General features: G+C 40.3%; 14 protein-coding genes and 1 pseudogene. 1 reads left to right on the top strand and 14 read right to left on the bottom strand.

Features of this window, described 5'->3' with window-relative positions:
• Positions 1–3: 3 nt before the first annotated feature.
• The 13 genes and pseudogenes from KZX55_RS01250 to eno all read right to left on the bottom strand — a co-directional run bounded on the left by KZX55_RS01250 (position 4) and on the right by eno (position 10,857).
• A complete protein-coding gene (locus KZX55_RS01250; protein ID WP_248023053.1) occupies positions 4–468 on the bottom strand; it encodes an NUDIX hydrolase in 465 nt (154 codons plus the stop codon).
• A gap of 9 nt (positions 469–477) precedes the next feature.
• Entirely contained in the window at positions 478–1,131 is a 654-nt protein-coding gene (locus tag KZX55_RS01245; RefSeq protein WP_248023051.1) for a uracil-DNA glycosylase, read from the bottom strand.
• Between the two features lie 119 nt (positions 1,132–1,250).
• Complete coding sequence (locus KZX55_RS01240) at positions 1,251–1,544, bottom strand: hypothetical protein (RefSeq protein ID WP_248023049.1); 294 nt, start codon at positions 1,542–1,544, stop codon at positions 1,251–1,253.
• 23 nt (positions 1,545–1,567) lie between these two features.
• Positions 1,568–2,260 carry a YjjG family noncanonical pyrimidine nucleotidase gene (locus KZX55_RS01235; RefSeq protein WP_248023046.1) on the bottom strand — a complete coding sequence of 231 codons (693 nt, stop codon included), beginning with the start codon at positions 2,258–2,260 and terminating at the stop codon, positions 1,568–1,570.
• 41 nt (positions 2,261–2,301) lie between these two features.
• On the bottom strand, positions 2,302–4,005 hold the full coding sequence (locus KZX55_RS01230; RefSeq protein ID WP_248023043.1) for a hypothetical protein: 1,704 nt from the start codon (positions 4,003–4,005) through the stop codon (positions 2,302–2,304).
• Positions 4,006–4,104: 99 nt separating this feature from the next.
• Positions 4,105–4,170, bottom strand: a pseudogene (locus KZX55_RS09190) (ClbS/DfsB family four-helix bundle protein); the annotation flags it as partial.
• 127 nt (positions 4,171–4,297) lie between these two features.
• On the bottom strand, positions 4,298–5,212 hold the full coding sequence (locus tag KZX55_RS01225; RefSeq protein ID WP_248023041.1) for a peptidase: 915 nt from the start codon (positions 5,210–5,212) through the stop codon (positions 4,298–4,300).
• A 155-nt stretch (positions 5,213–5,367) separates the two neighbouring features.
• Positions 5,368–5,778 (bottom strand): hypothetical protein, encoded by a 411-nt coding sequence (locus KZX55_RS01220; RefSeq protein WP_248023038.1) that lies wholly within the window; start codon positions 5,776–5,778, stop codon positions 5,368–5,370.
• Positions 5,753–6,664 carry a phosphodiester glycosidase family protein gene (locus KZX55_RS01215; RefSeq protein ID WP_248023035.1) on the bottom strand — a complete coding sequence of 304 codons (912 nt, stop codon included), beginning with the start codon at positions 6,662–6,664 and terminating at the stop codon, positions 5,753–5,755. Before KZX55_RS01215 ends, KZX55_RS01220 begins: the two co-directional genes overlap by 26 nt.
• Positions 6,661–7,704: a bifunctional glycosyltransferase family 2/GtrA family protein gene (locus KZX55_RS01210; protein WP_248023033.1), complete on the bottom strand. Its 1,044-nt coding sequence runs from the start codon at positions 7,702–7,704 to the stop codon at positions 6,661–6,663. The genes KZX55_RS01215 and KZX55_RS01210 overlap by 4 nt, the downstream gene beginning before the upstream one ends.
• Before the next feature lie 191 nt (positions 7,705–7,895).
• On the bottom strand, positions 7,896–8,732 hold the full coding sequence (locus KZX55_RS01205; RefSeq protein WP_248023032.1) for an AraC family transcriptional regulator: 837 nt from the start codon (positions 8,730–8,732) through the stop codon (positions 7,896–7,898).
• Between the two features lie 200 nt (positions 8,733–8,932).
• Positions 8,933–9,427: a YkgJ family cysteine cluster protein gene (locus KZX55_RS01200; RefSeq protein WP_000031476.1), complete on the bottom strand. Its 495-nt coding sequence runs from the start codon at positions 9,425–9,427 to the stop codon at positions 8,933–8,935.
• Positions 9,428–9,552: 125 nt separating this feature from the next.
• Positions 9,553–10,857 (bottom strand): surface-displayed alpha-enolase, encoded by a 1,305-nt coding sequence (eno, locus tag KZX55_RS01195; protein ID WP_000022823.1) that lies wholly within the window; start codon positions 10,855–10,857, stop codon positions 9,553–9,555.
• 163 nt (positions 10,858–11,020) lie between these two features.
• Between eno and KZX55_RS01190 the strand changes: the two genes are divergently transcribed.
• Entirely contained in the window at positions 11,021–11,467 is a 447-nt protein-coding gene (locus tag KZX55_RS01190; RefSeq protein WP_248023031.1) for a DUF1694 domain-containing protein, read from the top strand.
• Here the strand turns inward: KZX55_RS01190 and KZX55_RS01185 are convergent.
• Positions 11,464–12,579 carry a glycerate kinase gene (locus tag KZX55_RS01185; protein ID WP_248023029.1) on the bottom strand — a complete coding sequence of 372 codons (1,116 nt, stop codon included), beginning with the start codon at positions 12,577–12,579 and terminating at the stop codon, positions 11,464–11,466. The two genes, KZX55_RS01190 and KZX55_RS01185, sit on opposite strands and share 4 nt — an antisense overlap.
• Positions 12,580–12,584: the final 5 nt, after the last annotated feature.

The following is a 12,584-nucleotide window of genomic DNA, read 5'->3' as shown; positions in this document are numbered from 1 at the left end:
CCTTTATTCATAAAAATCTACTTGTGTATCCAATAATGTATCACCGTCATATACGAACTTGGCTGAAAAGAAGGGCTTATCCTCTAAGAGCCACTCGACAAAGGTATGGTCACCTTCCCAAGTTGGCTTGCCCAAAACTTCATCATAGGGAACCCATTCTAGCGTCCCCTCATTGCAGTCAATCAAGTCACCCTCGAACTCTGTCACCTTAAAAACATAGGTGTACCAGTCTAAATCTGGCGTGAATTCTGGAAAAGTGATAACGCCTTTTAGAACCGGCTTGGCTTTGAGGCCTGTTTCTTCGAGGATTTCACGCGCAGCGCATTCCTGAGGTGTCTCTCCTCGCTCTAACTTACCACCCACACCAATCCATTTGCCTTCGTGGACATCATTGGGCTTCTTATTGCGATGCAACATGAGCAGTTCTTTTCCGTTATCAATGTAGCAAATCGTCGCTAACTGAGGCATATTTTCTCCTTATCTAAGCCAATCGATTGGCACTTGTCCTGTCTCTTTTAAGAATGCATTGGCCTTGGAAAAAGGCTTGGAACCCCAAAATCCTCTGTAAACCGATAAAGGACTGGGATGAGCTGATTCGATAATCAAGTGACGAGGATTGGTAACCAAGGCCTTCTTCTTGCGTGCATAAGCGCCCCAGAGTACAAAGACTACAGGTCTATCTAGATTATTGACAACCCGAATCACAGCATCTGTAAAGGGCTCCCATATTAGCCCAGCATGACCATTGGCCTGCCCAGCAGGAACGGTCAAGCAAGCATTGAGAAGCAAGACTCCTTGCTCAGCCCAAGCTGTCAAATCATGTGATTTCTTAACTCCGATATCATCTGACAATTCTTTCAAGATATTTTGCAAGGACGGTGGCGCTGGAATAGCATCGGGTACAGAAAAACTCAAGCCCTGCGCCTGACCTGGCCCGTGATAGGGGTCTTGCCCTAGAATCACCACCTTCACTTCTTCAAGCGGTGTAGTCAAGAGAGCCTGAAAAACTTTTTCCTTAGGTGGATAAACAGTTCCCTGAGCATAGACCTGTTCCATAAATTGATTGATTTTCCCAAAATAACCCTCAGGTAATCGCTCCTTAATCAAAGCATGCCAAGATGAGTGTTGCATCGCCAACTCCTTCGTTTTTACTGCCTCTATTATAGCAAAAAGTGGCTATCTAAACCACTTTTTACAGTTCTTATATATACTGTTATTGATCCTATTATTTGACATTAGTATTTACAGTATCAATCAGCTATTAGAAACTTTTCGATTGTATCAATAGCATAGGAAAGTTGATTATTTACTGACATCATCCGTTCAAGATTAGCGTCCATATAGTAGAGTTCAGATAAGCCACCCCTAGGGAGAAAGAGTGAATAGTGGATATTCATCTTCTCTCGAGTACTTAGCTCCATATGATTACTTATGATATACTTTAACTCTTTTAACGAATTTACTTGGGCAACCACACCTTTTAACTGATACTGCTCGATGAGATTTAGTAAGTTGTCAATCTCTTCAATGATTTTAGTTTCCATATCAACACCTCTTAGGAACAGCACTAGATAGTATCCAAACAATCCAGTAAGTCTTGGTAGGAATGGACTTCGTAAGTCGGCTGGGAATGTGTCTTATTTTCCAGATGATGAGGGTTATACCAGATAGTATCGATCCCAGCATTATTGCCACCTTGAATATCAGCTGTTAGGGAATCTCCAATCATCAGTGCCTTTTCTTTGCTAAATCCTGCAATCTGCTGACCGATTTTTTCATAGAATAGTGCATCAGGCTTTTGCGTTTGCAACTGCTCGGAGATAAAAACTTGGTTGAAATAGGGAGCCAGACCTGATTGAGCCAAACGCCCCGTCTGAATGGCAGTAATGCCATTTGTCGCAGCATACAAATCATAATCACGCTCGATGAGACTGTCCAAGAGTTCATGAGCTCCCAAAAGAGTTTGTCCCTGCTGAGCGAGATAAAATTGGTAACGCTGGGCAAGTAACCTACCGTCTTTCTCCAGTCCAAAATGCGCAAATAGACGAGAAAAGCGCGTGTTAACCAGTTCTTGTTTACTGATTTTCTTTTGCTCCAAGTCCTTCCAGAGAGCCTTGTTCATAGGAACGTAGTATTCTTTATAGACTTGAATATCCGCAACTCCTTCTTCCTTTAGAAGTTGCGTCAAAGCCACATCCTCAGCAGCATCAAAATCAAGCAAGGTGTGGTCAAGGTCGAAGAGTAAAAATTTGTAGGGCATTGAGTTTCCTTTCTAGGGAGTGCAAAATTTAATATTTTTGTTTAAACATTATACCAAACTGATAAATCTTCATCTGATTCATAGTACTTCCAAGCAACCGAAAAACCATACAGATGTTTAAAGTCGTCATACCAAGAAACATATAGAGGTAGACCAACCGGAGTCTCAGAAACTTCATCCTCCATGTAGGAATAAGGATGAGAAGCCAAGCCAATATCATATTCGTTTATTTGCCAATTATATCCATCTTGATGTTCACCACCTAAGCTATCAATCAATCTAGCACTTCTAAAATCTATATCCGTACAGAGACAGAGTTTCTTGAAGTCGTCAAAATCTGTCTGACTAGGCTTGATAAAATAAGAACCTTCAACAAAATACTTACTACCATCGGCAGGATAATCTGCTTTAATAAACATTTTAATTGGTTGATGATTGAACTCCAACCAAAAATGTCCAATTGGCGTTTTTAATAAATCATAAGCAACAGAAGAATCTGCTGGAAACTTTCCCTTTATTAAATCGCAAGTCAAACCGTTGTCGTTCAATTCATTAACAATTTTTTCGACTTCTTGATTCATACTAGACAACTTTTTAGAAACTGCTTTTATTTTGTTTAAAGGAAATGGTAGTTTATAAACTTGCTCGTGAAATACTTTGATAACTTGTGCTTCTTTTTTAAGATTCTGTTTTCCAACTGGCACAGAAACCCAATCCCCTTCAATGATTGACTCTTCAGGGCAGTAATAGGTATAAGGCTTACCATTTTGACTGTAAGCAACTTGACAAAAACGCAGTTCCTTTTTAGGTTTCCACAGCAAAACGGGCTCCAAAGGAAGTTTTTTGATATAATGGATTTCATCTTTATCCCAACAATCTTCGTGCAACCACTTGTTACAGAAAGGACAAAAATACTCATCGTAATCGTTCAAATGACACCGGTTAGCTCCGCACATCTTACAAAAATTATCTTTATCAATAAAGCCATCCACTTCAACGCCATTAATAAACAGAGTGCCATCCTCTTCAGATTCAAAGACTTGCGGATCCACAGAATGCTCTGAAAAAGTCAACCATTCGTCAACTGATAAAGTTCCAATACCATAAATAATTACCTCAGGCCATCTCTCCTTCAAGGATTTTCCATTATAAATTTTGTCGTTAAAAAGCTCGTCAATTTCTTGATATCTTTTACTATCTGGACTATTCGATACCCCAATCCAAAAAGGTTCTTTTTCGGAGTTAGAAATACCAATAAATCTGAGTACATCATCATTATCACTTTCAAAAGCGAAAGCAATTTCATCCACAATTTTTCTTGCTTTTACTTCTTGCAAAAGATAATCATGATGGAGTCGAGAAATCTCTATACCAGAGTCAGTTGCAGTGTTATGAGGAATCCCCAAGGAAAAACTAGTTGCTTTAAAAGAGAAATAACCGTTAACCAATTGTACTTGAAAGGTTTCCCCATCAAATAACAATTCGCTGAGCCACCACTTAGATAAACCGTCTATACTATCCACTATAAAATGACTAACTCCTTGACAAGACAAATCCCAAATCAAAGCTGCTGCATTAGAATCATCGGAGAAGGTACAATCTTCCTCAATAGTCATCTCTAACGTCTTCAATTGGCTATCAAAAGAAAATGAACCGACGATATAATCATGGAAACCGTCTTCTTTTTCCAAATAATCTTGTAGCTGTTTTGATTCTGTAATATAAGAACGCCGTTTTGTCCACATAGTTTCCTCCTAACTAAAATTTAAAACATCTCGCTAAATAAAGAGTATTCACATCATCTAAAGAATTTGATTCCCATTTGGAAAATGAAAGAATAGGAGATTAAGTTTTTCATAGTTTCCCTTAGAGGCTAACACCAGCTCCTCTTTCGTTCTCGGTCTAGGCATAGGAGTTCTCCCTTCAATTTTAAGTAGAATAAGCTATTTTCTTACTTCATTATACCATAATCAAAAAGCAGTTCTTCATTTTACGAAAAACTGCTTTTTCTGACTAGTTATTTTATGCTTATAGTCACTAGTTTACATATAAATCTCTAAAGCGACCATCCACTTCAGCTATCTGATAGAGCAAGTGGGCTAGTTCTTGATAATCTTCTTTTAAACATGAAAGATGGGCTTGGCCAAATAAAGTAGCTAATTCCTCTTTTAATCTTGCTCCTTTGGAATTATGATCTTTTAAGAATTTACTGAGATAGAGATTTCGAACAGCTGCAAGTTTAAAGCTGAAATACTGATGCAATTGTTTTTGCTCGGTATTTAAGCCGTTTTCAGCAACTGCTTTTGCATAGAATTCCAAAACACCGCTTTGACCATTCAGATATCGGGTCTTTATTATCTTTGCTGTTTCCTGATAGATTTCAGTCTGACTAGGACTCTTGACCTTCTTAAAATTTCCCCACATGGAGTAGGCTCCGCGCTTATAGTCAATACCCTCTGCCTTCCATGCTTCTAGTATGTCATTAAAAGCAACCTTCATACAGGCAAAACCAGCTGGATCGTGCAAATAGAGATACCGATCATCAATGTCATACACGGTTACAAAGTGATCCACACCATAAAGGATTGTGTGATTGGGATTGTAGGTCAGATAGCCCATATCAAGAGGTCCCAGTACGACAGGTCCATTGGACAGAAATGTTTCTAACTTTCTTCTAATCTCTTCCAAATCTACTTCCGCTCCATCCTTTAGATAGAAGTCCTCATAGTCAAACCCTAGTATTTTTAAGGAATGAGAGATAGAAAGATCTGGCATTCCATTATCAAAAAATACTAGAGGGTGTTGTTCATCTTCCTTTACGATACTAGCGCCATTGCCCATTACCATGATTGCCTCTAAAAACTCTGCTTTAAAGTCATAACCATAGGCATCCAGTGCCATTGCCAATGAATAACTATAGCAAAGTGACACATCTCCAAAATACATCTGCATATTCATGCCTCCTTATCTTCTATGGGACTATTATACCGAGAAAACTATTTACATGCCCCATAAGATCCAAACAAAAAATATGGGTATTTGTGATCTATAGTCATGAACTTCAACAAGAAAACTGGCTGCTTCTCTCAACAACCAGTTTTCAATTTTTAAGCTAATTCCTTACTGTGTTTCTTATGAAAGAAAAGCGAGGCGATAGCCAAAATAGCAAAGGCTAGTCCAACATACCAGTAAGGTTGATCTAAGGTCGTTGAACGACCTGATAGATTGACAATTCCTCGAAAGAGCATTCCAGCTGTTAGGACTGCAACTGCCGAGTTCCACAAGTTTAGGCTGATTCGCCCTAAGTTTGGCATGATTTTCAACAAAAATGAAAGAATGGCGCCTCCTAGTAGAGGAACTGCAAAGAAATAGTGCATATGAAGCGAGGTCTCCCCAAAACTAAGGGACTCGTAGATACGGCTAAATGCAAAGAAGAAAATAGTGAGAAGACTATAGCCGACGAGTGTCTTTTTAAGGCGTTTGTTTTTGTTTTTAGTAACCGATGTAGACAATATCACTCACCGCCCTTTCTGATATCTTGCTTCCACCTGTAGTCGGTTTATTGATTATCTGACCGTTAAAGTATAGAGTTGAGGATCCACCACCATCAAGGTTGTAGGCTGTCTTCACTCCGTAAGATTTCATCACTTCTGCCATCTGGTAAAGCGATAAGCCTTTGCTTTCAGAGGTACGACCATCCGAAACGATGATGATGTAGTGATTTTCATCTATAATCCCGATAGCTGTACGAGGATTCGATAACATGGCCTGACCGACTTCTGTATTGGTATCAACAGATATTTCTCCATTCTCAACTAGAGACGGACCAAATGCCAGTAGATTGACGACACCGTCCTGAACCAACTGATCGGCTGAAACTTGGTCCTCGTAGATGATTTTAAAGGAGCCGTCCTTGTAAATGGCAAGGTCGCCATTACTAGCGTCTTCACGAACACTGTCCCGATAGACAACACCATTACGGATAACATAACCAGAGCTATTGGCTCCATAGTAGTCACCGTTGACCGCTAGAATAGCATTGTTTTCAGCAGCTGTTACAGAGGTTTTAGCTGTGACATTGGTTCCATAGGAGTTTTGAGCTAGAGCTGTTTTCAGATAATCAGATGAACTGAGGGTTATATCAGCTACATAGACCTGCGTTTCATTGATAGTCTTTTCAGTGAGGTTGACACTGATATTTCCATCTGAATAGCTGGTGTCTGTCACTTGGGCATTTTTTGCTGCCTGACTTGCTGCTGCGGTGTTAGAGGTTGAGCCGGTATTAGATACAGTGGAAATCGTTTCAGCGAGTACAAAGGTCTTCAACATCGAATAGGTAAAGGAACTTGTCAGGAGCAAACCCAAGACCGAGGCGTATAGATAGGGTTTCTTTAAAACTTTCATAATGGGCTACAGGTCCTTTCTTTGAAAATGAAGCGAGTTTGAACTGTCCAAGAGAGGATGAAAAGTATGATTCCGACAAGAATCTTCGCAATCAGCAAATTGACTCCAAGACTCGAATTAAAAAGTCGAATCAGGATGGTGTCTAAGATAAAGAGGCCAACTGCTAGTCCGAAATAGCCTGATCCTGTTTTAAAACTGCTCGCCTTGTTCTTAAAGACCAATTTTTTGTTGGTAGAGAAGTTAAGGATGGAGCTAGTCACACGTGCCAAACCATTTGAGAGAAGAACACGCAGACCTGTCGGAATAAAGCTCAAGCATAGAATAGAGAGAGCGTAGACCACATAATCTACGATAAAACTACTAAAAGACGAGAGTGCAAACTTTAAAATATTTTTATAAATCATCAAACCATCCCGAATAGGTCGGAAGTGAGAAGCCTCATTGTCGTTGATATAGACCGTTTCAATCGGAACTTCTAAGATTGGATAGGCTTGACTTGCTTCGAGGAGCATGTTCATCTCGTATTCATACCGTTGTCCTTCTATCTTGAGCATAAAAGGAATCATATCCGTTGAAAAGGCACGTAATCCTGTCTGTGTGTCGGATACAGCGACACCCGTTTGCAGTTTAAACAAGATACGAGTCAAGCTATTTCCAAAGCGACTACGCAAGGGAACATTACCAGTAAAGGCACGAACACCAAGAACAAGTGTATTAGGATTTTCATTTGATTTGGTTAAGCTACGAAAAATGTCCCAGATCCTGTGCTGTCCATCTGCGTCTGCTGTAACCACGGTTCCTGGTTTATTGAGAGACTGAATGTCCTCAAAAGCTGTTTTCAGAGCTTGCCCTTTTCCTTGATTGCCCTGGTGGTGAAGCACCGTCGCAAAGTCCTCCGCTCTAGCAAAAATGTCTTGGCATTCTGCCGAACTTCCATCATCAATGACAATGATGTAAAAATTGCTCCTATGGTGAATCTTTTCAATCAATTTAATAAGATTATAGTCAGGTTCGTAAGCTGGGATAACTAGATAATTCATATTTACACCTCTTCCTTTGATGATTGAAAAAGTATACAGGTGAATGCTTAAAAATTCCTTATACTTAAATTTAAGCAAAATAAGACTTATTGTTTTTCTTAGAAATCCCCGATTCCAAATAAAGAAAAGCTCTGTAAAAGCTATCTTCTACAGAGTTCGATTTGCATCTTTATAAAAAGTCAGAAAATGTTCTAGTTCTTAATCACTGGTATCCATAGTTCCATTTGATAGTCTGGTGACGACATGTCTCCTTCAGTATAGACTTCAAAGTCTGGCGCTCCTGAGTGACGATAGCCTGTTTCAGGGAAAAAGACCTCCAAGACATATTTCCAAGCATTGTGAATGCTAGCTGGTATAGGGCCTTTGACTGGTACGATAGCATATTCAGCGGCTGGGATTTCCTTGATAGAAAGGCCTAGGGCTTCTGCTTTCGCTTTATCCGTCACATCATAAGCCGCCATGTAGTTAATGATTTCACCCTCTTTGACATCAGAGCAGAGGCCAAAGGATTGGCCACTGCCCAAACTTTCTAGGCTTTCAAAGCTGTGATTTGCATAGAGCTGCTCCCAAGCAGATGGGCACTGGCTATTGTCGATAGCTTCCAATAGGACGCCTGCTACAGTAAAAGCAGGTTTCTTTTGAATCTTGATATCCATATTCTTTCCTCCTGTAATCTTTAAGGATAATTGAAGTCTAGGAAAGACCCGATAAGGTTTTCCATTTCGAACTTCTGAGGGGGTTGCACCATGGAATTTCTTAAAGGCTGCGCTGAAGGCATCCGCAGACTCATAGCCGTATTTCATCGCTATGTCAATGACCTTCTCAGAGCCTTCCCGCAAGTCTGTCACAGCTTCTGACAGCCTGCGATTGCGCAAGTATTCTGCTAAAGTCATATCTGCTAGGATGGAAAAGAGCCTGCTAAAGAGAGCATAAGAATAGCCTGATAGCTGCTGGAATTTCTGCAAATCCACTTCTGCGTCCAACTTACTTTCCAGATATTCCATGGTTCGATTGAATTGATGCATCATATTCTTTTTCACCTCACAAAAGATACTAAGACCGTTAAAAGAAAAGTGAAAATTGGAAAATTGACGGAGGGGCTCCTGCTCCGAGAAAATTTCATCTTTTTCACACAGCTTTTAGGCCGTGTTCAATTCTAACTATAGTCTAACAGATATAAGATACTTCCGCCCCAGAATTTTTGTACAAGATTTAAAGGTTCAACTCCTTATAACTTATCCTTTAATTTCTCAACAAAGAGATAAGCTGCTGGGCAGGTCAAGGTATTCTTAATCGTCAAATGATTAATTTGATGGATCTTTTTACGATCTGTATGGGGAAATTCTCGGCAGGCCTTTGGACGAACATCATAGATGGAACAGAGATTATCTCCCCCTAAAAATGGGCAAGGCATGGATTTGAAAACCTTATCCCCATCTTCATCCACCTGCAGAAATTCCGCTTCAAAAGCTGGTAATTTCATCTTAAAGTATTTGGCGATACGGGTAATATCAGCTTCTTTGAAGTCGGGTCCCAAAGTCTTACAACAGTTAGCGCAGGCGGTGCAATCAATCTCAGCAAAGACTTCTTGGTGAATCTGCTGCGCAATCTTATCTAAGTTTTTAGGAGGTTTTTTCTTTAGATTAGCTAACACTTTGCGATGCTCTTTCTGCTTTTGCAGTGCTAGTTGATGGTAATACTCAATATCAATCTCTTTAGACATAATTTCTTTCTAATACAAGTGTTTTTGTCTATTATACCATAATCTCAGCCCCCTTTTTGCCCCCTGAACAGAAAAAATCCCTTCGGATAAAATCCGAGGGGATTAAAACGTTGTTAAATCAACGATTATTTTTTAAGGTTGTAGAATGATTTCAATCCACGGTATTCAGCTACTTCACCAAGTTGGTCTTCGATACGAAGCAATTGGTTGTATTTAGCGATACGGTCTGTACGTGAAAGTGAACCAGTCTTGATTTGTCCTGCGTTTGTTGCAACTGCGATGTCAGCAATTGTTGAATCTTCAGTTTCACCTGAACGGTGTGATACAACAGCAGTGTAACCAGCTTCTTTCGCCATTTCGATAGCGTCGAATGTTTCTGTAAGAGTACCGATTTGGTTAACTTTGATAAGGATTGAGTTAGCAGCACCTTCTGCAATACCTTTTTCAAGGTAAGAAGTGTTTGTTACGAAGAAGTCGTCACCAACCAATTGAACTTTACCACCAAGACGTTCAGTAAGAGCTTTCCAACCGTCCCAGTCGTTTTCGTCCATACCATCTTCGATAGTGATGATTGGGTATTTGTTTACCAATTCTTCAAGGTAGTCGATTTGTTCTGCAGCAGTACGTACAGCAGCGCCTTCACCTTCAAATTTAGTGTAGTCGTAAACTTTACGTTCTTCATCATAGAATTCTGATGATGCACAGTCAAATCCGATAAAGACATCTTTACCTGGAACATAACCAGCAGCTTCGATAGCAGCAAGGATAGTTTCAACACCGTCTTCAGTTCCTTCGAAACGAGGAGCGAATCCACCTTCGTCACCTACGGCTGTTTCAAGACCACGAGATTTAAGGATTTTCTTAAGAGCGTGGAAGATTTCAGCACCCCAACGAAGAGCTTCTTTGAATGTAGGTGCACCAGCAGGTACAATCATGAATTCTTGGAAAGCGATTGGAGCGTCAGAGTGAGAACCACCGTTGATGATGTTCATCATTGGAGTTGGAAGAACTTTAGTGTTGAATCCACCAAGGTAGCTGTAAAGTGGGATTTCAAGGTAGTCAGCAGCAGCACGAGCTACAGCGATAGACACACCAAGAATTGCGTTTGCACCCAATTTACCTTTGTTAGGAGTACCGTCAAGTGCGATCATAGCACGGTCGATAGCTTGTTGGTCACGTACATCGTAGCCGATGATAGCTTCAGCGATGATGTTGTTTACGTTGTCAACAGCTTTTTGTGTACCAAGACCACCGTAACGAGATTTGTCACCGTCGCGAAGTTCAACTGCTTCGTGTTCACCAGTAGAAGCTCCTGATGGAACCATACCACGTCCGAAAGCACCTGATTCAGTATAAACTTCTACTTCAAGTGTTGGGTTACCGCGTGAGTCTAGGACTTCGCGAGCGTAAACATCAGTAATAATTGACATTTTTTACTCTCCTTTGAGTTAAATTTTTTACACCTCTATGATACCTTAAAAATAAGCGTTTTTCAAGAAAAAACGTTATCTTTGTGCAAATTTTCCTTAACTTTATAAAGTAATCGCTTTCTTTTTGTCTGTTTTCTCGCGATTTTTGTGATATACTATTTTTATGACAGATTTATCAAAACAACTACTTGAAAAAGCTCATGGTGGGCCGAAATTAAACCCTGACGAACAACGCCGCTACCTCGGGACTTTCGAGGAAAGAGTTCTTGGCTACGCGGATATCAGTACTGCCAATAGTCCTGAATTAGAACATGGATTTTTCTCTATTTTAGAAAGTTTTCAGGAAAATGTAGAGGAACTTTTTGTGAAAATCTCACCAAATATCGAGTTTGACAAACAGGTCTTTTACTTAAAACAAGCAAAGGAAAGCAACTGCCAGGCGACTATTGTTTCAGATGATCATATCACCTCTCCTTTCGGCCTTGTCATTCACACGAACGAACCTGTTCAAGTAGATGAAAAAGACCTTAGACTTGCATTCTCGAATCTCTGGGAGAAGAAAAAGACAGAAACTCCTAAAAAATCAATCTGGAAAAAATGGTTAGGTTAATCCTTCCTCATATTTAATAAATGACCGATATTAGTAGCTGTGTGCTCCAAATAGAGACTTGCATTTTTCAGACTATTCTCTAAAGGTTCACTTTTCTCTAAAATTGAAAAGGCTGCTTGTATATTTTCGAATGGCAGGGGAGGTAAATCCTCGGAAAGACTACCACAAATAGCGATAACTGGAACTCCTTCAGGAGTTCTTTTTGCTACACCGATAGGAGCTTTTCCGGCAAGGCTTTGACTGTCCAGTCTACCTTCTCCAACGATAACCAGGTCGACACCTGCAACTTTCTTGTCAAAGTAAATCAAATCCAAGCAAGTATCAATCCCAGATACGATACAGGCCTCAGCAAAGGCGCAGAGCCCAGCAGCAATGCCACCACCAGCTCCTGATCCATTGAGAGATATGGTTGATGGTGAGAATTTTTCATAGAACTCCTGTATAGCCAGATCTACCATCTCAAATAAAGCAGGATCCAAGCCCTTTTGTTTTCCAAATGTATAGGTTGCCCCTCGATGACCACATAGGGGGCTCTCAACATCTGCTAAAATGCGAATTTGAACATCTTCGGGAATCCTATATAGGTCATCTTTGGAAACTGATTCAAACTCAAGCAAAGTCTGACCGCAAGCTGGCAATTCTTTTCCATTCTTATCATAAAAACGATAGCCTAAACCAGCAGCAATGCCTATCCCACCGTCATTACTAGCCGTACCGCCAACTCCGATATAGATTTCTTTCATCCCTTGATCAATGAGATGGCGAATCAACTCTCCGATACCTCTGGTTTGGATGTGAAGAGGATTTCGTTTCTCCCGCGGAATCTTCCCAAGACCAACCAAGTCAGCAACTTCAAAGAGCGCTATTTGACCTTTTTGAAAGTAGCGCATTGCTTCATTTAGGCCAAAAGGTCCAGTCACCTCTTGCCATTTTTCTTTGAGTTTAAGAGAATGTTGAATAGTATCTACAGTTCCTTCCCCACCATCACCAACAGGGCAGAGCAGACATTCTACATCCGCTATTGACTGTTCGAAGCCTCTTTTTATAGCTTGAGCGACCTCTTCTGCCGTCAAACTTTCTTTAAAAGAATCGGGTGCAATTACAATTTTCATAGTTC

The sequence above is a fragment of the Streptococcus halitosis genome (assembly GCF_023147855.1).
GTDB lineage: Bacteria > Bacillota > Bacilli > Lactobacillales > Streptococcaceae > Streptococcus > Streptococcus halitosis_B.
The sequence above is the reverse complement of the archived record's forward strand: the minus strand, read 5'-3'. Positions and strand labels throughout refer to the sequence as shown.